Genomic DNA, 22,856 nt, shown 5'->3' on the forward strand with positions numbered 1-22,856 from the left:
TATGATCTTTTTATTATAACAAAATGAAACATGTGACCGTGATTCTTTAATGTCGCTGGGCCTGAAAAGTCTCTTTTTCCTCTTCTGTAAACGGTACAGGGGCACCGGTGTCTTTACTTATTTGCACCATCGTGACTGAGCCTGTAAAACACGGTTCTTGCTGTTCATTTTCTCCTAAATAATGAAGGATGAGAGAGCTTGATCCAACCTTTTCTGGCTTTACATACACACGCAGCCTCTCACCGATTTCCACTTGCTTGATGTAATCACATTGAAGGTTTGCCACGACCGTAATCGTCTCTCTCGCTCGCTTCATTCGTTTATCTACAATTCCCGTTTTTTGAAAGAAGGCAATCCGCGCCTCTTCAAAATACACAAACGGGGTGACATTGTTCATGTGACCAAACATATCCGTTTCTGAAAAACGGACGGTTGTTTCCACATAAAATCGAAACGATGCCCTCCACTCTTCAAACGGTTCTTCAATATATGACGGCAGCCTCATTTGACCCACTCCTTATTCGCAAACAAAACGCCTCTCCCGTATTGGAAGAGGCGTTTGTTATGTTATTGCATCCAGCCTCTTGTAAACACTCATCATGATTGGCAAGGAGGACTGAATGTGATGTTATTCTGCGTGATCGCTTCCGAAGAAGTTACGGAAAGCTTGTAATGTTGTATCTCGGTTAAGTGCTGCAATTGATGTTGTGAGCGGGATTCCTTTCGGACAAGCCTGCACACAGTTTTGAGAGTTCCCGCAGTTTGCAAGACCGCCATCACCCATAATTTCTTCTAAACGGTCAGACTTATTCATTGCACCTGTCGGATGTGCGTTAAATAGACGAACTTGTGAAAGCGGTGCAGGGCCCATAAAGGAAGACTTATCATTCACGTTTGGACAAGCTTCAAGGCAGACACCACATGTCATACATTTTGAAAGCTCATACGCCCATTGACGCTTTTTCTCAGGCATTCTTGGTCCAGGTCCAAGATCATATGTGCCATCGATCGGCACCCATGCTTTGACTTTTTTCAATGAATTGAACATACGGCTTCGATCAACCTGCAAGTCTCTCACAACCGGGAACGTTTTCATCGGCTGAAGACGGATCGGCTGCTCTAACTTGTCAATCAGTGCAGTACATGATTGGCGAGGCGTTCCATTAATGACCATGGAACAAGCGCCACATACTTCTTCAAGACAGTTCATGTCCCAGTTGATCGCCGTTGTTTTTTCACCTTTTTTATTGACCGGATTACGTCTGATTTCCATGAGTGCAGAAATGACGTTCATATTCGGACGGTAAGGGATTTCGAATTCCTCATCATAAGGCTTGCCATCTGCTGTATCTTGACGTGTGATAATAAATTGAATCGTGTTTTTTTCACTCATCTTATTTCTCCACCTTTTTCTTCGAGTAATCTCGTTTACGAGGTGCAATTAACGATACATCGACGTCCTCATAGTGGAATGCAGGTTTTTGGTTCTTCCCTTTGAACGTAGCCATCGTTGTTTTTAGGAATTCTTCATCGTTTCTTTCTGGGAATTCCGGTTTATAGTGTGCGCCTCGGCTTTCATTCCGGTTGTAAGCCCCAATCGTAATGACGCGTGCCAGCTGAAGCATGTTGTCAAGCTGACGCGTGAAGGCAGCGCCTTGGTTGCTCCATGAAGCTGTATCGTTGATGTTAATATGCTTATAGCGCTCCATCAGTTCTTCAATCTTCTGATCTGTTTTTAAGAGCTTCTCGTTGTAACGAACCACTGTCACGTTGTCCGTCATCCATTCTCCAAGCTCTTTATGAAGCACATATGCATTTTCTGTGCCATCCATGCTAAGGATGTTGTCCCATTTCTCCTGCTCTTTCTTCACGGCACTGTCGAATGTTGCAGATGATAAATCTTCTGCAGACTTTTCAAGACCGCTAATGTATTTCACAGCATTTGGTCCAGCAACCATTCCGCCGTAAATCGCAGAAAGCAATGAGTTTGCACCAAGTCTGTTTCCGCCGTGCATAGAGTAATCACATTCTCCTGCAGCAAACAAGCCTTTGATATTCGTCATTTGATCATAATCAACCCATAAGCCGCCCATTGAATAATGAACAGCCGGGAAAATTTTCATCGGAAGCTTACGCGGGTCATCACCCATGAATTTTTCATAGATTTCAATGATTCCACCAAGCTTAATATCAAGCTCTTTTGGATCTTTGTGAGAAAGGTCTAGATACACCATGTTCTCTCCGTTGATGCCAAGCTTTTGCTCAACACATACGTCGAAAATTTCACGCGTTGCAATGTCACGCGGTACAAGGTTCCCGTATGCTGGGTACTTTTCTTCAAGGAAGTACCAAGGTTTTCCGTCTTTATATGTCCAAACACGTCCACCTTCACCACGAGCTGATTCACTCATGAGACGCAGCTTGTCATCTCCTGGGATCGCTGTTGGGTGAATTTGAATGAATTCTCCATTAGCATAATGAGCACCTTGCTGATAAACGATCGATGCAGCTGATCCGGTATTAATCATAGAGTTCGTTGATTTACCGAATACGATACCAGGACCGCCAGTTGCCATGATGACAGCATCTGAACGGAAGGATTCGATTTCCATTGTCGTCAAGTTCTGCGCGACAATGCCTCGGCATACTTCCTCGTCATCTAAGACAGCACCAAGGAATTCCCAGCCTTCATATTTCGTCACAAGCCCCGCTACTTCATAGCGGCGAACCTGCTCATCTAGTGCGTATAATAACTGCTGACCTGTTGTCGCACCAGCAAATGCTGTACGGTGGTGCTGTGTTCCCCCGAAACGGCGGAAGTCCAGTAATCCTTCTGGTGTTCTGTTAAACATTACACCCATACGATCAAGTAAGTGGATAATGGACGGCGCTGCTTCACACATTGCCTTTACTGGCGGCTGGTTAGCTAAAAAGTCTCCGCCATATACCGTGTCATCAAAATGCTCATAAGGTGAATCTCCTTCACCTTTTGTATTGACCGCTCCGTTAATTCCGCCCTGTGCACAAACAGAATGCGAACGTTTCACAGGTACGATTGAAAATAGTTTAACAGCTGTTCCCGCTTCTGCTGCTTTGATAGTTGCCATGAGACCAGCTAAGCCGCCTCCGACAACGATGATGCTAGAATTACTCATTGTAGCCCCTCTCCCTCTTCTACTAATCTATTTCCTCTTAAACAAAAGCGAAAATTGCTCTTAGCCCTACATATGAAAGCGCTATAAATATACCTAATGTCACATATGTGGAGATTCTTTGTGAGCGTGGTGAAACTGTAATTCCCCAGCTGACAGCAAATGACCACAAGCCATTAGCAAAGTGGAAAATAGTAGATAAAACGCCGACAATATAGAAACCTAGCATAAATGGAGAGCTTAAAATATTCGCCATCATGTCATAGTTTACTTCAGCTCCAAGCTGCGCTTGAATGCGTGTTTCCCATACGTGCCAAGTGACAAAAATCAATGTGATGATACCTGTAATCCGTTGCAGTCTGAACAACCAGTTTCTTAAGTAACTGAAGCGAGACGTGTTGTTTTGTGCCGTAAAGGCTATGTACACCCCATAAACAGCATGATAGATCAGTGGTAAGAAAATCACGAACAGCTCAAGTGCATATCTGAATGGAAGCTGTTCCATAAAGTGTGCAGCTTTGTTAAACGCCTCTGGTCCATTCGTCGCAAAGTGGTTAATCACTAAGTGCTGTACTAAAAATAGACCGACCGGAATGACGCCAAGCAAAGAATGCAATCTCCGATAAAAAAATTCTTTGTTCCCCGACATTACTTTACCCCCTAGTAAAAAAAGTGCAATTGCTTGAAAATTGTCTTACCCCCGCTTCTTTCAATTGTAAGCACTTTATTCAAATTTATTGACAATTTCATTTTACTCCTATGTCAAAAAAGCGTCAAGAAACCGCGTACATAAATTAAAATTTTCCGAAATTTAAAAGTTTTAAATCAAAATTCGTTTTACTACAATAAGAATTTCTTAGACTTCAGGGAAAACTCTGTCATCATATGCCCACATAAGCTATAATAAATTGTTGAAAGAGGGGAGCCATACAATGAATAAATTCGAATCTAACTTAGAACAGCTAAAAGAAATTGAAGTCAATGGATTTGCCTACGAGCTGATACGCGAAGTTCTGCTGCCTGACATTCTTGGTCAGGATCATTCATCTATGATGTATTTTGCGGGTAAACTGCTTGCTCGTAAATTTCCTCAAGAGTCATGGGAAAAGATCCCCGAATTTTTCCATGATGCCGGATGGGGAACTCTCACGATGGTCCATTCTAAAAAACAGGAAATTGAGTTTGAGCTCGAAGGTCCACTTGTATCGAATCGACTCAGCTATCAAAAGGAGCCATGCTTTCAAATGGAAGCAGGTTTTATCGCTGAACAGATTCAGCTTCTCAATGAGCACGTGGCTGAATCCTATGAACAAGTAAAAAAGCGTGCTGATAAAGTCATTTTAACCGTTAAATGGGATTTAAGAGACCCTAGCTAACACTGTTTATGAAAGGCGATGACTTCGTGTCACGCCTTTTTTATATCCCCTTCTATCATAGCACAGTTGGCGTACCGGTTTACGCATGTTTTTCTTTCTTCATATGCTGATGATTTCCAATATAAAAAAGAGGTGTATCCTTTCATGGGATACACCTTTCAGATTGTTGTCAAAGGGCTAAAATGAACTTTATTTTAGCTCTTTGTCTTCTTTTCAGCGTGACAGAAAACCTTTGCAGTCTAGGAAGGACAGCTACTTGCGCGGAGCGAATTTGGCATTCGTGAGCACCAGAGCGCAGGACTGACAAAGAATGCGAGGGTTTGTCTACACGCTGAGAGGTGTATCTTTTCATGGGATACACCTCTTTTGAAGATTTAAGAATGAGCAGCGGCGCTCACCTTTGATAATTCAAACGCATCATGAAGGGCTTCTACCGCTTTCACCATATCTTCACGATCAACGACTGTTGAGACTTTGATCTCAGACGTACTGACCATTTTCACTTGAATGTCTTTTTGAGCTAACACAGCGAACATTTCAGCCGCAACGCCTGGGTTTGAGACCATACCAGAGCCAACGATAGATACTTTGGCTAATTTGCTTTCTGTCTCAATCTGCTCATAACCAAGCGCACCTTTGTATTCTTCTAATACTTCAACTGTTTTAGACAAATCATCCGTTTTCACAGAGAAAGAGATGGAGGTCTGATTGGTGCTTGTGACAGACTGAATGATGATATCGACATTGATATTTTGCTTTGCAAGTGTCGTAAAAATAGTCGATAGCGTTGTTAAACCGCTTGAAAGGCCGCATACCGTCACGCGTGTCATCTGATCTTCAAATGCAATGCCTCTTACAACTAAATTTTGTTCCATGGATGATTCCTCCTCAATTAACGTACCCGATTCATTTTCAATACTAGAGCGGACTTCTAGTGGGATTTGATAATTTTTCGCAAATTCGACCGCTCTCGGATGCAGCACACCTGCTCCTAAATTGGCTAACTCAAGCATTTCATCGTATGAAATTCCTGCAAGTTTTCGCGCAGACGGTACATAACGAGGATCTGTTGTAAACACACCTGGTACGTCCGTATAAATATCACATTTGTCCGCTTTGAGTGCCGCAGCTAGTGCCACTGCTGTCGTATCTGATCCACCACGCCCAAGTGTTGTAATATGTAGATCATCCGCAATTCCTTGGAAACCTGCTACAACGACGACTTTTCCCGCACTCAGTTCTTCTTTGATTCTTACTTCATCGATGTCCACGATTCTTGCATTTCCGTGCACCTTCTCTGTTTTCATCCCAGCTTGCCAGCCTGTAAAGGAAATGGCATCATAGCCTTTTGCTTGCAGTGCCATGGCCAGTAACGAAATGGTCACTTGTTCTCCAGTCGTGAGCAACATATCCATTTCTCTTTTGCTTGGTTCGTCTGTGAGTTCTTTCGCTAAATCTACTAAAACATCCGTTGATTTGCCCATCGCAGACACAACCACGACCACATCATTTCCTGCCTCGCGTTCAGCGATGACTCTCTCTGCGGCATTGCGAATTTTTTCTGTCGATCCAACAGATGTTCCACCAAATTTTTGTACAATTAGTCCCATGTCTACCACCCTTTTTCAAAAGATCACGTGTGAGAGAAGAGGCTGCGGAGACTGCTCTCGTCACTGCAAATAAAAAAGCAATGAGAGAACAAATCTCCCATTGCTTTAAAATCATCATCAAACGATGCAAACAATGAGATAGCCCTCCAAGAAATACATTCTTGACAGCCCTACATTTCTTCAATGTACAGCCAGCGAATAAAATGAGTGGATTTTATTCACTTCGGCGACGCTCCCCTTTCAGCCCTCTTCCTAGATCCCCTCGATCTCTGAAGGCTTACTCTTGAAGTTCGCACCTCTATCTTCAACAAACAACACGTTCATTTATTAAATTAGTCACATCTTAACAGACTTTTGGAAAAAGTACAATCTATTTTTTTAATGCCTCCATTAAAAGTTCAGCCGTTTGCTTCGGAATACCAGCGTCCTGAAAATCCTGGATAGAGGCTTCTTTCATCTTTTTCACAGAGCCAAAATGTTTAAGTAACTGCTTTTTGCGCTTTTCTCCGATACCTGGGACATCGTCTAGAATAGACTGGAATGCATTCTTCCCGCGAAGCTGCCGGTGAAAACTAATCGCAAATCGGTGCACTTCATCTTGAATACGCTGCAATAAATAAAAGGCCTGACTATTCCGTTCCAGCGCAACAATTTCAAGCGTATCACCCATCATCAGATTCGATGTCCTGTGTTTTTCATCTTTCACAAGACCTGCCACAGGAACAGACAGATTTAATTCATTTTCGAGCACATCTATGGCTGCGTTGATTTGTCCTTTTCCTCCATCGATTAAAATCAAGTCAGGAAGCGGCAGTTCATCTTTTAACACACGGGTATACCGCCTTCTAATGACTTCACGCATGGAAGCATAATCATCAGGCCCCTCAACGGTTTTAATTTTGTATTTTCGGTATTCCTTTTTATACGGCTTCCCGTCTTGGAAGACAACCATAGCGGAAACGGGGTCTGCTCCTTGGATATTGGAGTTATCAAAAGCCTCAATCCGGTATGGCATATAAATATTGAGTGCATCTCCAAGCTGCTTCACTGCACCAATTGTCCGTTCTTCATCACGCTCTATAAGCGAGAACTTTTCTTTGAGAGCAATTTTGGCATTTTGGTGGGCAAGTAAAAGCAAATCCTTCTTCTTTCCTTTTTTCGGCTGATGAACATTCGTTTCAAGCAATTGCTCAATCATCTCTTGATCGACGCTGTCTGGCACCAAAATTTCCTTCGGCAAAAAGTGGTTGTTCTTTTCATAAAACTGCCCCATAAACGTGAGAAATTCTTCCTCAGGGTCTTGATACATCGGAAATAGGCTGACATCACGTTCGATTAATTTTCCCTGTCTGATGAAGAAGACTTGGACACACATCCAGCCCTTATCATAAGCATAGGCAAACACATCACGATCAGATAAGTCACTCATCGTCATCTTTTGCTTTTCCATCGTTGAGTCAATGTATGCGATTTGATCTCTCAGCTCTTTTGCCCGCTCAAACTCTAATTGTTCGGCCGCTTCTTGCATCTTCTCTGTTAATTCTTTCTTGATTTGCTGATGTCCTCCGTTTAGAAATCTTGTGATTTCGTCGACGAGCTGTTTATTCGTTTCTTCAGAAATGTCATACACACACGGAGCAAGACATTGTCCAAGATGATAATAAAGACAGACTCGGTCAGGGAGTGTCGCACATTTTCTAAGTGGATATAAACGGTCGAGCAGCTTTTTCGTTTCTCTTGCTGCTTGTACGTTCGGATATGGACCGAAGTATTTCCCTTTATCCTTTTTCACATTGCGAGTGACAATCAGCTTAGGGTGACGTTCATTCGTAATTTTAATAAAAGGGTACGTTTTATCATCCTTGAGCATGACATTGTATTTCGGGTCATATTTTTTGATTAAATTCAGCTCTAAAATAAGTGCCTCAATATTTGAAGAGGTGACAATGTATTCAAAGTCTTCGATTTCACTGACAAGCCGCTGCGTTTTGGCATCATGAGATCCTGTAAAATAAGAGCGGACCCTATTTTTTAATACCTTTGCCTTTCCCACATAAATGATCGTATTTTGTCTATCTTTCATTAAGTAACAGCCTGGTTGATCAGGTAAGACTGACAGCTTTTCTTTGATCAATTTGTTCATATTTTCATCCGTCCTTGTTTTCCGCTTTCACTCCTTCTAGTGTATCACGAACATTTGTTTTATACCATGATGAAAGAAAAGCGGCTCTCGACTATACGAGAACCGCTTTTTGAGATCATGCCACGCGGGCATAGATCGGTTTATAGATGTTTGTTTACAAGCTCAGCTAGTGCTTCTTTTGGTTTGAAACCAACAGACGTTTCGACGACTTCACCGTCTTTTAAAACAAGAAGTGTTGGGATACTCATAACGCCGTATTTACCAGCAGTTTCTTGGTTATCATCCACATCAATTTTTACAATTTTCATTTTATCGCCCATTTCTTGATCAAGTTCTTCAAGAACTGGAGCAATCATTTTACAAGGTCCGCACCAAGGTGCCCAAAAGTCTGCAAGAACAACACCTTCTGCAGTTTCTTGTGAAAATGTTGCGTCAGTAGCTTTTACGATTGCCATTATTCATTCCTCCAATGTAAATTATGCTTTTTAGTATAGCATCTACCAATGTGACTTGCGAATGAAATGCTTACGAATCATTTTTTATGAAATGAATTAAAAAACAAACCGTATAATCGCACCAATAACAACAATCGCACCAATGATCATCAGAATGGTTCTAAGCATATGACATGACTCCCTTTCCGCTTCATTTACAATGTATGATGCCCCAACATTCTTCTCATCAAACATTGAAATATGCGATCAAGCCAGATCGACGGTCAACATGACAACCGACATAGGCGGCAGATCAATAGTCAGCTCGCCGTGCTTAACAGCAAATTGCCGAAAGTCCGCAGGCTGAACAGAATGAGGATCATCGAACGTATTGTGTGCATTCATCCGATCAGCAGTCAGTACACGGCCAGTGACCTTCGTTTTTGCATCGACTCCCTCTATCGCAAGAGATACGTCTGCTTTTTCATGGGGATTCACATGACATAAACTAATATGCATCTTGTCAGATGACCGCGAGGCTGACACACTGACTTGAGGCATTTTTTCACCCCGGCGTTCATACGAAGGGGCATTCAATTCTACTTCAAGCGCTTCTTCTTCTTGATGCACTTGAAACATGTGAAATACGTGATAGGTTGGCGTCAGGAGCATCTTTTCGTCCTGCGTTAACACCATCGCTTGCAGCACATTGACGGTTTGGGCAATATTCGCCATATGAATCCGCTGGCAATGGCGATGAAAAATATGAAAATGCAAGGCACAGACTAGGGCATCTCTTAATGTGTTTTGCTGATACAAAAAACCTGGATTTGTCCCCGGTTCTGGATCATACCATGTCCCCCATTCATCAATAATCATCCCGATTCGCTTGTCTGGATCATAACGATCCATGATTTTTCCGTGTTCCACGACAAGCCGCTCCATTTCATACGCCTTTTTCAGCGTTGTAAACCACTCATCCTCATCAAAATCGGTCGCTGACCCTTTTTTCTCCCATGTTCCTGGGACCGTATAGTAATGCAAACTGAGCCCATCCATCCACGGTGCAGCCCGCTCCATCAATACTTTCGTCCAATTCACGTCATTAGAGTTCGCGCCGCAGGCGATTTTGTAAATACGCTGCCCTGCAAACTCTCTTACGTACGTTTGATAGCGTTTATATAAATCTGCGTAGTATTCAGGCGTCATATTCCCGCCGCAGCCCCAGCTTTCATTGCCTACACCAACATAGGTCAGCTTCCAAGGTTCTTGTTTTCCGTTTTTAATGCGCCAGTCTGACATAGGTGTCCCTTTTGGAAATGTCATGTATTCGACCCAATCGGCTAATTCTTGAACAGACCCGCTTCCCACATTGCCGCAAATGTATGGCTCACATTCAAGCAGCTCACATAATGCCATAAATTCATGCGTACCAAATGCATTGGATTCAACCGTACCACCCCAATGGGTGTTTACCATCGTCTTTCGTTCACTCAGATCACCTACACCATTTGCCCAGTGATACTCGTCTGCGAAGCAGCCCCCCGGCCACCTCAGCACCGGAATATGTAATGCTTGAAGGGCCTTTAGCACATCGGTACGAATCCCTTCAATATGATCAATCTCTGAGTCTTTTCCTACCCAAATCCCGTCATAAATCCCTCTCCCTAAATGCTCTTGAAAGTGCCCATAAATGTGTTTAGAAATGCGCCCAATCACTTCATTGACTTTTACTGTTCCATTCACTTATAAACCGCTCCTTTGTTTCGTGATAACATACAAAAAAACCCAGAATACCTAGGCATTCTGAGTGTATGAGCGTTAAGAATGGATATTCATGTTTTTTAACTCTTCATTTAAAAGCGGAACGACTTCGAATAAGTCACCAACTATTCCGTAATCAGCGATTTTGAAGATTTCAGCTTCTGGGTCTTTGTTGATCGCAACAATGACTTTACTGTTGGACATACCGGCTAAATGCTGAATAGCTCCTGAAATCCCGCAAGCAATGTAAAGGTCAGGTGTGACGACTTTACCGGTTTGACCAATTTGCAGGGCATAATCGCAGTAGTCAGCGTCACATGCACCACGCGAGGCACCGACTGCTGCACCAAGCGTTTGGGCAAGTTCTTTCAGCGGTTCAAAGCCTTCTTTGCTCTTGACTCCCCTGCCTCCTGCGACAATGACCTTCGCTTCAGATAAATCTACACCTTCTGATGTTTTTTTAATGACTTCCTTCACGATTGTTCTTAGGTTTTGAATATCGACAGAAACTGGCGTCACTTCTCCGCTGCGTGACGCATCACGCTCCAGCGGTGCCACGTTGTTTGGACGGATAGTAGCCAAAAGCAGACGATCTGTTGAAATGACTTTTTCAAAAGCTTTTCCTGAATAAATCGGTCTAGTGAAAACAAGATGTTCACCGGTAACGCTTACATCTATTGCATCTGAAATTAAGCCTGTTTGCAGGCGTGCAGCTATTTTTGGTGACAAGTCTTTTCCGATCGATGTATGACCGAAGAGCACTGCATCAGGATTGACTTGATCTAATATTGCCTGAAGCGCCTGCGCAAAACCATCAGACGTATAATAAGAAAGATGCGGGTGCTCGACGAGCATCACATGATCCGCTCCATAATAAAGCAGTTCATCCGCTTGGTCTTTGACGTGATCCCCTATTAAAACGCCAATTACTTCACCGCCATCAGCCACCTCGTGAGCGGCAGCAATCGCTTCAAATGTCACATTTCTTAATTTACCGTCACGACTTTCTCCAAGTACAACAACTTTTTTACTCATCCTATAAGCTCCCCCTTGTTCTCGTGATATCGTAAAGTGGATGTTTAGATGACTTTTGCTTCATTTCTTAGCAGGTCTGTCAGTTCCTTGACCTGATCCTGAAGCTCGCCGCTCAACACCTTGCCACCCTCTTTTTTCTCCGGTAAGAAACGTTCGATTGTTTTGATTTTAAATGGCACATCGTCTTCATCTAGATCTAAATCGTCTAATTCTAATTCTTCTAAAGGCTTTTTCTTTGCCTTCATGATTCCTGGTAACGATGGATAACGAGGCTCATTGAGACCTTGCTGCGCGGTGACCACTAGCGGGAGCTCGGCAGAAATCACTTCCACATCACCCTCTGCATCTCGTTCAATTGAAGCTGAGCCGCCGTCGATTTGAATACTTGTAATGGTTGTGACATATGGAAAGCCGAGTAATTCAGCAAGACGCGGGGCCACCTGTCCAGACCCGCCGTCAATCGCTACATTCCCTGCTAAGATCAAGGAAGCTTCTTTATCCTTGAAATAGTGATATAGAATCGTAGAAGCGGAAAATTGATCCCACTCCTCCAAATCATCTTCAACATTTAATAAAACGGCTTGATCGCAGCCCATTGCAAGTGCTGTTCTAAGCTGTTTCTCCGCATCTTCATTGCCAACTGTCACGACCGTTACTTCTCCCCCGTGCTCATCCCGAAGCTGAATCGCTTCTTCAATTGCGTACTCATCATAAGGATTAATAATGAACTCTGCCCCATCTTCTTGAATAGCACCAGACTGAATAGAGATTTTCTCTTCCGTGTCAAACGTACGCTTCATTAAAACAAAAATATTCATTCATTTCTCCCCCTTGTGTCGTACTAATCCCTTATTCCCCTTTAAAATTCGGTTTACGCTTTTCAATAAAAGCTTGGATGCCTTCTTTGGCATCATTCGACTGGAACACTTCACCAAATTTTTTGGCTTCCAGCTTCATTCCGCCATCATATGAGTACACTTTTGTCGCATTCAATAACTCAAGCACATACTCAAGCGTTTTAGGGCTTTTCGCTGCAAATTTCGCCGCCAATGTTTTCGCTGTTTCCAGCGCTTCTTCCTCTGTTTCCGCAAGTTTTGAAACAAGTCCGCAGGCAAATGCTTCTTCTCCTGTAATCGGCTCAGCTGTTCCCATCATTTCAAGTGCTTTAGCTGATCCAACGTAGCGAGGCAGGCGCTGCGTTCCGCCGAATCCTGGGATAATACCGAGATTTAATTCCGGCAGTCCCAGCTTTGCATCTTTTGTGGCGATTCGAATATCACACGACATCGCCAGCTCAAGCCCGCCGCCTAATGCTGCCCCGTGAATGGAAGCAATCACCGGTTTTGGACATTGTTCAATTCGTTCAAATACTTGCTGTCCTCTGTCTGCAAGGCTGGCATAATCAGACTCTTCCTGCAAGGTCGTAAATTCTTTAATATCAGCGCCTGCTGAGAAAAATCTACCTTCTCCATGAATGACAATTGCTCTCACTTCACTGTTTTGTTCAAGCTGATCAAACATGTCGTTGAGTTCAGTGAGAAGCTGAGAGGATAAGGCATTTGCAGGTGGGTGTTGAATCGTGATGAGTGCTGTCTGTTCGTCTTGGTGTAAGCTAAGTATTTTTTCCATGTCAATCATCCTTTTTCAATTGTCTTTAAGATTGATGTATTCCGTTTAAGAGAAGATCATGTACACTTTCTGCGAGTGCAGGCAGGTCATACTTTTGATCATTCATGACCCATGTTGTAGCGGTTTCATCAATCGTCCCAAATACCATTTGTCTCGCTAAGCGGACATCTAGATTTTGTCTAAATTCTCCTGTCTTCTTTCCCTCGGTTAAAATGGAGTCGAGCATATTTAAATACCCTTTCAGCACCTCATTGATTTTTTGGCGCAGTTCAAGGTTTGACTGCCTGAGTTCAAGCTGTGTCACAAGGGCCAAATGATGGTCTTGCGATAGCAGGCGAAAGTGTTCTCGAATGAGGAGAAGAAGCTTTTCTTTGGCAGACGGTTTCTTTTGAATATCTGTTTCCATCCGTTCGATGAATTGTCCCATTTTTTCTTTAAACAACGAGATCAAAATATCCTCTTTGTTTTTAAAATAGAGATAAATGGTTCCGTCTGCTACTCCTGCTTGTTTGGCAATCTTTGAAACTTGTGATTGATGGTAGCCGTTCTCTGCAATCACCACAACGGCTGCATCAATAATTTGCATGTACTTCGGTCTTTTCTGCTTCAATGTGCTTCGTCCCTTTCTAAATTGAATGAGCATTCATTCATAACTTTATGTTAAAAAGAAACGAGTGATTTGTCAAGTGATGTTCTTCTTTCTTTTCAACCTTTAGCATACCAGAGCAGACACGTACAATTCAAATCATCCGGCCGCTTGACCGGATGATGCTGGTTCATTCTCTCATTGATCGACTGGTTCTTCTGTTGAAGATGATTGCTTTCTTTTTTCTTCTTCAATTAACACTCTGCGCAAGATTTTTCCTACAGCCGTTTTAGGCAGTGATTCCTTAAATTCGTAGACACGCGGCACTTTAAATGAGGCAATTCTTGTTCTAACAAAACGATCCAGTTCATCCTCTGTTACATAGGCATCCTTCTTCGGGACAACAAAGGCTTTTACTGTTTCCCCTCTATACGGATCAGGAATACCCGCCACAACAACTTCTTGTACAAGCTCATGCTCATAAAGGGCTTCTTCAACCTCTCTTGGGTAAATATTATAGCCGCTCGCGATGATGACATCCTTTTTCCGGTCGACGATATAGAAAAAACCATCCTCATCCATATACCCAATGTCTCCTGTGAAAAACCAGCCGTCTCTTAACACTGCCGCTGTCTCATCCGGCTGATTCCAGTACCCTTTCATGATTTGAGGACCTTTGACGATAATCTCTCCGTGCTCATATGGCGCTTTGAGTCCACCCGTTTCTTCACAATAAATACCGGCATCTGTATTCGGCCAAGGGCACCCGATACTTCCTATTTTGTTCGCTCCCCATAAGAAATTGGCATGAGTGACAGGAGAAGTTTCAGAAAGTCCATACCCTTCTACCAGCCTTCCTCCTGTTAATTTTTCAAAGCTCTGTTTGACTTCAACAGGAAGAGCAGCCGATCCGCTTAAGCATGCCGTGATGGATGATAGGTCATACTTTTCAATATTCGGATGATGAAGCAGGGCAATATACATCGTTGGTGCTCCTGGGAACAGCGTCGGTTTCTGTTTTTCAATGGTCTTCAAGGCATCCGCTGCATCAAAACGCGGAAGAAGAATCATTTGATGACCTTCTTTGACTGCAAGGTTTAGCACGGTCGTCATGCCGTATACATGAAAGAACGGAATGATCCCAAGAATCCGCTCTTTTCCACGGTTCGTTTTATACATCCAGGATGCACACATTTCTGTATTGGCTACTATATTTTCGTGTGTGAGCATGACCCCTTTTGGTAAACCGGTCGTTCCGCCTGTATATTGCAAAACTGCGACATCCTCTTTCGGTTGAAAGGATATTTGCGGAATCTGTTCTCCTGACGACTCTTTCATGATCTGTGAGAAATGATGAATGGAATCACTCTTCTCCACTTGGATGACCATGTTGTTTTTCCTTCGCTGGACGATCGGAAACAATATGTTTTTCGGAAATGGCAAGTAATCTTGTAATTTTGTGATGATCAAATGTTCCATACTTGTCAGCGCTTTCATTTTATAGGCCTTTGGATACAGTAGATCGAGAGTGATCAGCACCTTAGAGCCGCTGTCCTCCATTTGATATTCCAGTTCTTTCTCCGTATAAAGCGGATTGGTTTGAACGACAATGCCGCCTGCTATTAAAACCGCATAATAAGAGATCACCGATTGCGGGCAGTTTGGCAGCATAATCGCTACTCTGTCGCCTTTTTTGACACCGATGTCAATCAAGTGACTGGCTAATTTCAGTGCATCTTCTTGTAACTGCTGGTAGGTGATGTTTTTTCCTAAAAAATGAATGGCTGTATGCTCAGGTGCTGCCTCTGCGGAGCTGAATAAGTAAGATTGCAACGTTTCATTTGGGATGGTGAGTTCGTGGGGAATTTGATTCGGGTAATGCAGAAGCCAACGTTTATCTGACTGCATAAAAACCCTCCTTCCTGAACTTTCGTACTATTTTATTATAGCAAACTTTTCCTTATGGCTGTTTGCTTTTTTCAAATCGAGCTCGTTCTATGGCACATCTTCATTTTTTCGCCGGTGTTTCTATAGAGGCTCTTTTCCCTTCATGATGCCACTTTTCGTATAATCCACCGATCGCACGAAATGACTCATGGACTCTCTCCACAATCTGTTTATGGATACTAGGGTCATTAGGTAAATGTGTTTGGATGTTGTCCACTTGATATTGTCTCATCATGTCTAGATACACAGTTAGAAAGATGGTGTCTTCTAAAATCCAATAAACGACTTCATCCGCCTCTTTTGTTCTTTTATGAAGCACTTTAATCCCTCGTTCATATTGAATAAGAATATAGCCGGCTGGATCAATTTCAATATAGGGGCTCAAATCATCAAAAAAACCAGTCGTTTGAAAAGGACGTGCAATATACGGTTCATATATGTCTTGGGGAAGAGATGTCTTTTTGAGACAAGTGTCAATGCGCTTTATGAGTTCGTCTTTTTGCAAGATTTGATTCATTCTGATTCGCCGCCTTTGATGAGTGAAAAGCTGTCAAGGTTTTCCCTGACAGCTTTCTAGAATGTATTCTTCATTTTACAGGAACATGTAAACGGCACCAATAACCGCAAAAGTGCAGGCAACTACAATTAATAATTTGGCTAGTTTTTCCATGTCGTCTCCTTAAATGCCGGCTGCTACTACATAAGACAGCCCAACAGAAATAATGAGTGAAATAAACCCGACCGCTCTATTATCATTCTCAATCTCTTTGTCTACTTTAAATCGTGGTGTTAAAAATTCAAAAATGAAATAGCTGACAAGCAGCATCACAAAGCCGTATACGCCCCATCCGATCATTTGAAGAAGGGAGTTGTGCTGAGCGATGGAATGCTGAAAGACATTGGCAATCCCAAAAATCTTCCCGCCGGTTGCCATAGCAACAGCTAAGTTCCCCCGCTGAATCTCTTCCCAGTTTTTATAGGAGGTCACGAGTTCAAATATGGTAAGAAATAAGACAAGACATAGGACGGCCACGCTGTAATAGGCGGCAATTTCCACAAGTTCATTTTCCCAAAAGGCTTTCATGCGTTTTCTCCTTTTTACTTTAATTCGACGATGGTGACGCCTGATCCTCCCTCGCCTTGTTCTCCAAAACGAGCATTTTTTACACTACGGTGCTGCTTTAATAATTCCTGGACCCCTTTTCTCAAGGCGCCAGTGCCTTTACCGTGAATGATCGACACACGCGGATAGCCAGCTAAGACGGCATCATCTAAGTATTTCTCGACTCTGCTTAAGGCATTCTCATAACGCTCTCCTCTTAAATCAAGCTCAAGTGATACATGATAGTCTTTTCCTTTGACCGCCGTGATGGCTTTCTCTTGTTTAAATTCCGGTGCTGATTTGATAAATTCCATATCTTTTTCTTTTACTTTCATTTTCAGAATGCCCATTTGGACACTCCATTCTTTGTTACCCGTTTGTTCGATGAGCGTTCCTTTTTGGCCAAACGTCAGCACTTTGACTTCATCGCCTGGTTTTAGCTGTCTTGCTGCTTTTTTCACTGGCTCTGGTTTTTTCTTACGGTCAAACTCAGGGACAGCTTCTTCAAGACGCTTCCTCGCATCAATGAGTTCATGTTCTTTGAACGAACGATGCTCACTTTTAATGGACCGAAGCTCTTGAATAATCTCTTCTGCTTCTTTTGTTGCTTGTTCAATTTTTTCTGCCGCTTTTTGTTCGGCTTCTTCAAGCAGTTTGTCCTTTTGTTCATTCCATTCAAGGATTTGTTTTTGCAGTTCTTTATGGAGCTTCTCTGCTTCTTTTCTATAGAATTCCGTCTCATGCAGTTCTTCTTCTGCTTGTTTTTTGCTGTCTTCTAATGATGCAATCATCTGATCGACTTCATTATGTTCCGCATGCATATCTGCTTTTGCACGGTCAATTAAATGATGAGGCAGTCCTAGACGTTTGGAAATTTCAAATGCATTACTTCGTCCCGGCACCCCGATGAGCAAGCGATATGTAGGAGATAAGGTTTCAATATCAAACTCTACACTCGCATTTGTGACGCCTTCTCGGTTATATCCGTATGCCTTCAGCTCAGGATAGTGAGTCGTTGCGATGACGCGCGCATTTGTTTGATGAACTTCATCTAAGATGCTCATCGCAAGTGCTGCACCTTCAGCAGGATCTGTCCCCGCACCTAATTCATCAAATAACACGAGTGAATTAGACGTTAAATGCTTTAGGATATCCACAATATTGACCATATGAGATGAGAATGTACTCAAGCTCTGTTCAATAGACTGCTCGTCTCCAATATCAGCAAAGACTTGATCGAATACAGCCACTTCTGATCCTTCTTCGACTGGAATATGAAGACCTGCCTGCGTCATCAGCGTAAGAAGTCCAAGTGTTTTTAAAGTGACGGTCTTACCGCCTGTATTTGGACCTGTGATGACGATCGTAGAAAAATCTTTGCCTAGCTCAATATCATTTGCCACAACCTGATCTCGGGGCAATAGGGGATGTCTTGCCCGTTTTAAATAAATCTCCCCTTGGTTATTCACAGTAGGTTTTGTGGCTTTTTCTGCTTTTGCATATTTGGCTTTAGCGAAAATAAAATCTAATGTCTGAAGTTCATTCACATTATGAAGCAATTCATCAATGTGCTCTGACACACTCGCTGTTAGCATTTGCAAAATCTTTTCAATTTCTTGCTTTTCTTTTAGGCGAGTTTGCTGCAAGGTGTTATTTAAATCTACGACCACTTGCGGCTCAATAAAAAGAGTTGCGCCTGAAGAAGATTGATCGTGAACAATCCCTCCATAATTCGAGCGATATTCTTGTTTTACGGGAATGACAAACCGATCATTACGAATGGTCACAATGGTGTCTGACAGCATTTTCGAGGCAGATTGTGAACGAATCATTGATTCTAATTTATCTCGTACTTTTGATTCTAGTGATCGTAACTGCGTTCGTATGGTGCGGAGTGCAGGCGTTGCGTGATCAAGCACTTCTCCATTATCACCAATACAGCTTTCGATTTCTTTTCTCACGTCTGGCAGTAAAATCAGCGATTCTGCATATGTATGAAGACGCGGTATCTCTACTCCGTCCTCATACATAGAGGTGAGAAAGTGCTTCATGTTTTTTGTAGTATATAACAGCGCCGCAATTTCCATCAGCTCAGCAGGGCTTAATATACTGCCTATTTCTGCTCGTTTGACGCCTCGTCTAATATCCGTTAACCCGCCAAACGGCGCAGATCCTTTTAAACGAATCACATCTTGCGCTTCTGCTACCTCTTCTAGCAGATGCTGAATGCTCTCGATATCTGTGAGTGGTATTAAGTCCTGCGCTTTTTCTTTCCCTAAAGTCGAAGCAGTATAGGACATGACTTTTTCTTTTACTTTATGAAATTCTAATGATGCTAACACTTTTTGTTGCAGCATGGTCCAGCCTCCTAACGACTACCTGTCACGCGTTAAAAACTTTTTCATCTCATCGAGAGAAAATGTATTCACGACATTTGCTTTTGGTGTCCAGCCCTTTCTTGCAGCTGTGACACCGACGTCCATATGATCGAGCATGGCGATGTTGTGTGCATCTGTGTTGATCATGATGTTCACACCCGCTTCGTTTGCTTTCATTAAATGCTCTGTTTTTAAATCAAGTCTTGACGGGTTGCTGTTGAGTTCCAGTGCAGTGCCCGTTTTTTTCGCAAGCTCTATGAGCTGATCAATATTTAAAGCATAGCCGTCTCGTCTACCGATCAAACGGCCAGTTGGATGGGCAATTAAATCCACATGCTGATTATTCAAGGCATTTTCTAGGCGCTCCATGATGACTTCCTCCGGCTGAGAGAAGCTAGAATGAATAGACGCAATGACAAAATCCATGTCTGCTAGAAAGTCATCATCATAATCTAACGATCCATCCGGCAGAATATCCATTTCGACCCCTTTGAAAATGTGAAAATGTTCGAATTCTTGATTCAGCTTGTCAATTTCTTTTGCTTGCAAACGCAAACGTTCTTTTGTTAAACCGTTTGCTACTTTTAAATATTGTGAGTGGTCTGTAATGGCCATGTATTCATAGCCTTTTGCGATACATGCCTCTGCCATTTCGCGAATAGAAAAGGCGCCATCACTCCATGTCGAGTGCATATGAAGATCGCCTTTGATATCTTTTCGTTCTACAAATTGCATACTTTCTTTATACGAATCAATCTCTGCTCCGGTTTCACGAATTTCTGGCGGAATGAGCGGAAGTTGGAAATGTGCATAAAAAGCACTTTCGTCTTCAAATGTTTTCACATCCCCAGTTTCGATCGTTTCAACCCCATATTCACTAATACGCTCACCGCGTTCCTTCGCAAGCTGTCTCATACGAATGTTATGATCTTTTGAGCCAGTGAAATGGTGCAGCGTTGTTGCAAATTGGTCTGTTGTCACAAGCCGGAAATCTACACTGATTTCAAAATCAAGTGCAAGAATGACCGATACCTTCGTATCACCGCTCGCAATGACATCTTTGACATCATCAAGAGCAACAAGCTGCTTTCTCACTTGTTCAGGGTTATCAGTCGCAATGATGTAATCTAAATCTTTAACCGTTTCACGCGCACGTCTTAAACTGCCCGCTCTTGAAAAACGGATGATTCCCTCCATCTGTTCCAGCGCATCATCAATTCGCTCTGCCACATCTAATGCAAAGCCAATTGGCAGTCGTTCTGGCTGCTTTCCTGCCTCCTCAAGAGCGGCAAGAATCTTTTCTTCTGTTTTTTTGCCAAACCCAGCAAGCGTTTGTACTTTTTCCGCTTCACATGCTTCTTTTAAAGACTGTGCATCGTGAACACCAAGCTCTTGGTAGAGCTTAGCAATCTTCTTCCCGCCGAGTCCTTGCAATTTTAAGAGCGGGACAAGTCCTTCAGGCACTTCTTTTTTTAATTGTTCGAGTGTTTCAGACTGTCCTTTTTCGATATACTCTGTGATCACAGCAAAGGTTCCTTTTCCAATGCCGGGTAATGCTAATAGGTCATCTATTTGAGAAAGACTGCGGTCATCTTGTTCCAGTGCCGCAGCTGCTTTACGAAAGGCAGAAATTTTAAAAGGATTGTCTCCTTTTAGCTCCATATAGACTGCAATTGTTTCAAGAAGTTTGATAATATCTTTTTTATTCATCTCTCATCCTCCAGCTGCTTTGGCATCTTCCTATATAAATATACAAACTTTCCCTTCATCCGACAACTTTCTGTCATGGAATGAGAAAAAACTTCTCCAAGAAAGGAGAAGTTCTTAAACTCCATACGTCGACCAGAGGTCTTTGACAAGACCGGACAGGTAAGGGGTGCTATTTACGATCACATCTGCTAACATTGATTTGCTCATCATGGTTTGAAGCGCATCGACTGGAAGTAATGCAGCCACAAACAATAGAATAAACACAAATAGATAGGTTTCAAGAAATCCTAAAACAGCGCCAAGCAGTTTGTTGACCTGTTTAATCACAGGGATACTTGCAATGGTTGTGAGCAATCCGCCGATGATAGCGAGCAGGATTTTGGTCAAGATAAACAGAATGATAAACGCAATGGTATTATAATAAGCTGTTTCTAGATTCCCACTAAAGAAAGCGAGCTGCGCTTGACCGCCGCTAAAATTAGGTGCTGGAATCCACGTAAGCTGTGGTGCAAGTGACTGATAAAACAGAGAAGCCACTAAAATAGAAACAACAAAGCTAATCAATTTAATAAATTGAAGAATAAACCCGCGTTTTAGACCGACAAGCGTTCCCATAAGAAGCAAAAACAAAATGATGATATCGATCACGGTAATTTCATTCCTTTTCTTTTAGATGAAGCTCTAGTTTTTCGTATTGCTCTTTTAATTTCAAGTAGTCGTGGACGACATTGACTGCTGTCAGTACAGCTAATTTGTTTATATCAAGGTATGGATTTTTTTCATTGATTTCTCTCATTTTATCATCAACAATTGAAGCAACATGTCGCATATGCATCTTCGTTTCTTGACCGATGATCGTATAGGACTGTCCGTAAATCTCAACTGTTGTTTTCGTTTTACCGCCGTCAGACAACGTTTCTCCTCCATTCCACGAGAATCCTAGTCTCTATCATAACATGTTTAGACATTGAATGGAAAGACGAGCCCTTCCCTGTTATGGTACACTTTAGAAATCAATGATATCAAGGTAAAAAGGAGTTATCCACTGTGCCCCAATCCGTCTTAAAAGCAACATCAGAAGACATGAAAAAAATGAAGAGCGTGTACGCTCAGCATTTAACTGACACTTTGCCGCCAGGCGCTCTATTTCAAGCAAAGGTTCCCGGCTGTACGATTACAGCCTACAAATCTGGAAAAGTACTGTTCCAAGGACAAAAGGCAGAAGCTGAAGCAAGTCAGTTCAACCATTTACAAGCAGCTGAAACAAAAAGCAAAAAAACACCATCCATCACACAGTACAGCCCACCACCCGGCATTGCTTCCATGTCGGTTATTGGCTCAGATGAGGTCGGTACTGGCGATTATTTTGGACCCATTACGGTCTGTGCGGCTTATGTTGATTCCAGTCAGCTTGCTCTCATGAAAGAGCTCGGGGTGAAAGACTCAAAAGGACTAAAAGATCCGCAGATTATCAACATTGCCAAAGACTTGATCAAAACCATCCCGTTCAGCCTTCTCGTGCTTCGGAATGAAAAATACAATGCGATGCAGGAAAAGGGCATGAGCCAAGGGAAAATGAAGGCACTGCTTCATAACCAAGTCATCACCTCCGTGCTAGAAAAACTGGATGGCAAGAAACCAGAAGCCATTCTCATTGACCAATTTGCCGAACCAGGCATTTATTTCAGGCACCTTGCGGGGAAAAAGATCATTCGGGAGCGTACATATTTTAGTACGAAAGCAGAAGGCATCCACTTATCGGTTGCTGCAGCTTCTATTATTGCAAGATATGCTTTTTTAATTGAAATGGATAAATTATCAAAAGCAGCGGGCTTTGACATTCCAAAAGGGGCCGGTCCGCATGTTGACAAAGCGGCAGCAAAGCTGATGAAACAGCACGGCGAAGAGGCTTTACGCCAATTTACAAAACTTCATTTTGCCAACACCCAAAAAGCGAAAAAATGGTTATAATCAAAAAAGAGCTATCGCC

21 protein-coding genes and 1 riboswitch are annotated in these 22,856 nt (G+C 42.6%); of the genes, 2 read left to right on the top strand and 19 right to left on the bottom strand.

Translation table 11 applies throughout. The features are described from left to right. Window positions 1-46: 46 nt before the first annotated feature. The 4 genes from NST15_RS12960 to NST15_RS12975 all read right to left on the bottom strand — a co-directional run bounded on the left by NST15_RS12960 (window position 47) and on the right by NST15_RS12975 (window position 3,801). A complete protein-coding gene (locus NST15_RS12960; RefSeq protein WP_007501614.1) occupies window positions 47-505 on the bottom strand; it encodes a thioesterase family protein in 459 nt (152 codons plus the stop codon). Between the two features lie 123 nt (window positions 506-628). Continuing rightward, entirely contained in the window at window positions 629-1,393 is a 765-nt protein-coding gene (sdhB, locus tag NST15_RS12965) for a succinate dehydrogenase iron-sulfur subunit (RefSeq protein ID WP_008345969.1), read from the bottom strand. A gap of 1 nt (window position 1,394) precedes the next feature. Then, on the bottom strand, window positions 1,395-3,155 hold the full coding sequence (sdhA, locus tag NST15_RS12970; RefSeq protein ID WP_008345971.1) for a succinate dehydrogenase flavoprotein subunit: 1,761 nt from the start codon (window positions 3,153-3,155) through the stop codon (window positions 1,395-1,397). A 37-nt stretch (window positions 3,156-3,192) separates the two neighbouring features. Next, window positions 3,193-3,801, bottom strand: a complete 609-nt coding sequence (locus NST15_RS12975; protein ID WP_007501622.1) for a succinate dehydrogenase cytochrome b558 subunit — start codon at window positions 3,799-3,801, stop codon at window positions 3,193-3,195. A 283-nt stretch (window positions 3,802-4,084) separates the two neighbouring features. Between NST15_RS12975 and NST15_RS12980 the strand changes: the two genes are divergently transcribed. Further along, entirely contained in the window at window positions 4,085-4,528 is a 444-nt protein-coding gene (locus tag NST15_RS12980; RefSeq protein ID WP_008345974.1) for a YslB family protein, read from the top strand. A 374-nt stretch (window positions 4,529-4,902) separates the two neighbouring features. Here NST15_RS12980 and NST15_RS12985 read toward each other — a convergent pair whose 3' ends face one another. From NST15_RS12985 to zapA, 15 genes are all read right to left on the bottom strand, one after another. Beyond that, entirely contained in the window at window positions 4,903-6,138 is a 1,236-nt protein-coding gene (locus NST15_RS12985) for an aspartate kinase (protein ID WP_017367813.1), read from the bottom strand. Window positions 6,139-6,269: 131 nt separating this feature from the next. Continuing rightward, a riboswitch (Lysine riboswitch) is annotated at window positions 6,270-6,447 on the bottom strand. A 61-nt stretch (window positions 6,448-6,508) separates the two neighbouring features. Then, entirely contained in the window at window positions 6,509-8,281 is a 1,773-nt protein-coding gene (uvrC, locus tag NST15_RS12990) for an excinuclease ABC subunit UvrC (protein WP_007501627.1), read from the bottom strand. A 140-nt stretch (window positions 8,282-8,421) separates the two neighbouring features. Next, window positions 8,422-8,736: a thioredoxin gene (gene trxA, locus NST15_RS12995; RefSeq protein WP_007501629.1), complete on the bottom strand. Its 315-nt coding sequence runs from the start codon at window positions 8,734-8,736 to the stop codon at window positions 8,422-8,424. 246 nt (window positions 8,737-8,982) lie between these two features. Next, window positions 8,983-10,461 (bottom strand): alpha-N-arabinofuranosidase, encoded by a 1,479-nt coding sequence (locus NST15_RS13000; protein ID WP_342498577.1) that lies wholly within the window; start codon window positions 10,459-10,461, stop codon window positions 8,983-8,985. A gap of 75 nt (window positions 10,462-10,536) precedes the next feature. Next, a complete protein-coding gene (locus NST15_RS13005) occupies window positions 10,537-11,514 on the bottom strand; it encodes an electron transfer flavoprotein subunit alpha/FixB family protein (RefSeq protein WP_342498578.1) in 978 nt (325 codons plus the stop codon). Window positions 11,515-11,558: 44 nt separating this feature from the next. Further along, window positions 11,559-12,332: an electron transfer flavoprotein subunit beta/FixA family protein gene (locus NST15_RS13010; protein WP_007501632.1), complete on the bottom strand. Its 774-nt coding sequence runs from the start codon at window positions 12,330-12,332 to the stop codon at window positions 11,559-11,561. A 31-nt stretch (window positions 12,333-12,363) separates the two neighbouring features. Further along, a complete protein-coding gene (locus tag NST15_RS13015) occupies window positions 12,364-13,143 on the bottom strand; it encodes an enoyl-CoA hydratase (protein ID WP_008345984.1) in 780 nt (259 codons plus the stop codon). Window positions 13,144-13,168: 25 nt separating this feature from the next. Then, window positions 13,169-13,753, bottom strand: a complete 585-nt coding sequence (locus tag NST15_RS13020) for a TetR/AcrR family transcriptional regulator (protein WP_017358246.1) — start codon at window positions 13,751-13,753, stop codon at window positions 13,169-13,171. Window positions 13,754-13,927: 174 nt separating this feature from the next. Beyond that, window positions 13,928-15,637 (bottom strand): AMP-binding protein, encoded by a 1,710-nt coding sequence (locus NST15_RS13025; RefSeq protein WP_008345988.1) that lies wholly within the window; start codon window positions 15,635-15,637, stop codon window positions 13,928-13,930. 100 nt (window positions 15,638-15,737) lie between these two features. Next, window positions 15,738-16,193: an Imm63 family immunity protein gene (locus NST15_RS13030; RefSeq protein WP_008345989.1), complete on the bottom strand. Its 456-nt coding sequence runs from the start codon at window positions 16,191-16,193 to the stop codon at window positions 15,738-15,740. A gap of 162 nt (window positions 16,194-16,355) precedes the next feature. Continuing rightward, on the bottom strand, window positions 16,356-16,760 hold the full coding sequence (locus NST15_RS13035) for a DUF350 domain-containing protein (RefSeq protein ID WP_008345990.1): 405 nt from the start codon (window positions 16,758-16,760) through the stop codon (window positions 16,356-16,358). A gap of 14 nt (window positions 16,761-16,774) precedes the next feature. Further along, window positions 16,775-19,132, bottom strand: coding sequence for an endonuclease MutS2 (locus NST15_RS13040; RefSeq protein WP_076822508.1), 2,358 nt, complete (start codon window positions 19,130-19,132; stop codon window positions 16,775-16,777). Window positions 19,133-19,153: 21 nt separating this feature from the next. Then, window positions 19,154-20,866 carry a DNA polymerase/3'-5' exonuclease PolX gene (polX, locus tag NST15_RS13045; RefSeq protein WP_342498579.1) on the bottom strand — a complete coding sequence of 571 codons (1,713 nt, stop codon included), beginning with the start codon at window positions 20,864-20,866 and terminating at the stop codon, window positions 19,154-19,156. Window positions 20,867-20,980: 114 nt separating this feature from the next. Further along, window positions 20,981-21,514 (bottom strand): CvpA family protein, encoded by a 534-nt coding sequence (locus NST15_RS13050; RefSeq protein ID WP_025207758.1) that lies wholly within the window; start codon window positions 21,512-21,514, stop codon window positions 20,981-20,983. A 7-nt stretch (window positions 21,515-21,521) separates the two neighbouring features. After that, a complete protein-coding gene (gene zapA, locus NST15_RS13055) occupies window positions 21,522-21,779 on the bottom strand; it encodes a cell division protein ZapA (RefSeq protein WP_008345998.1) in 258 nt (85 codons plus the stop codon). Between the two features lie 134 nt (window positions 21,780-21,913). On the opposite strand from zapA, the gene rnhC reads away from it, so the two are divergent. Beyond that, the gene (rnhC, locus tag NST15_RS13060; RefSeq protein ID WP_035391180.1) at window positions 21,914-22,837 is read left to right on the top strand and encodes a ribonuclease HIII; all 924 of its coding nucleotides are present in this window, start codon (window positions 21,914-21,916) and stop codon (window positions 22,835-22,837) included. Window positions 22,838-22,856 lie beyond the last annotated feature (19 nt).

It is taken from the genome of Bacillus sp. FSL R5-0820 (genome assembly GCF_038593385.1).
In the GTDB taxonomy this organism is placed as follows: domain Bacteria; phylum Bacillota; class Bacilli; order Bacillales; family Bacillaceae; genus Bacillus; species Bacillus altitudinis.

Excerpts from the sequence above, each read along its gene's own strand:
- NST15_RS13035 (WP_008345990.1), bottom strand. The coding sequence starts at position 16,760 with ATGAAAGCCTTTTGGGAAAATGAACTTGTGGAAATTGCCGCCTATTAC.
- sdhB (WP_008345969.1), bottom strand. The coding sequence starts at position 1,393 with ATGAGTGAAAAAAACACGATTCAATTTATTATCACACGTCAAGATACA.
- trxA (WP_007501629.1), bottom strand. The coding sequence starts at position 8,736 with ATGGCAATCGTAAAAGCTACTGACGCAACATTTTCACAAGAAACTGCA.
- NST15_RS12980 (WP_008345974.1), top strand. The coding sequence starts at position 4,085 with ATGAATAAATTCGAATCTAACTTAGAACAGCTAAAAGAAATTGAAGTC.
- NST15_RS12960 (WP_007501614.1), bottom strand. The coding sequence starts at position 505 with ATGAGGCTGCCGTCATATATTGAAGAACCGTTTGAAGAGTGGAGGGCA.
- NST15_RS13010 (WP_007501632.1), bottom strand. The coding sequence starts at position 12,332 with ATGAATATTTTTGTTTTAATGAAGCGTACGTTTGACACGGAAGAGAAA.
- uvrC (WP_007501627.1), bottom strand. The coding sequence starts at position 8,281 with ATGAACAAATTGATCAAAGAAAAGCTGTCAGTCTTACCTGATCAACCA.
- NST15_RS12985 (WP_017367813.1), bottom strand. The coding sequence starts at position 6,138 with ATGGGACTAATTGTACAAAAATTTGGTGGAACATCTGTTGGATCGACA.
- sdhA (WP_008345971.1), bottom strand. The coding sequence starts at position 3,155 with ATGAGTAATTCTAGCATCATCGTTGTCGGAGGCGGCTTAGCTGGTCTC.
- NST15_RS13030 (WP_008345989.1), bottom strand. The coding sequence starts at position 16,193 with ATGAATCAAATCTTGCAAAAAGACGAACTCATAAAGCGCATTGACACT.
- NST15_RS13025 (WP_008345988.1), bottom strand. The coding sequence starts at position 15,637 with ATGCAGTCAGATAAACGTTGGCTTCTGCATTACCCGAATCAAATTCCC.
- NST15_RS12975 (WP_007501622.1), bottom strand. The coding sequence starts at position 3,801 with ATGTCGGGGAACAAAGAATTTTTTTATCGGAGATTGCATTCTTTGCTT.
- polX (WP_342498579.1), bottom strand. The coding sequence starts at position 20,866 with ATGAATAAAAAAGATATTATCAAACTTCTTGAAACAATTGCAGTCTAT.
- NST15_RS13015 (WP_008345984.1), bottom strand. The coding sequence starts at position 13,143 with ATGGAAAAAATACTTAGCTTACACCAAGACGAACAGACAGCACTCATC.
- NST15_RS13005 (WP_342498578.1), bottom strand. The coding sequence starts at position 11,514 with ATGAGTAAAAAAGTTGTTGTACTTGGAGAAAGTCGTGACGGTAAATTA.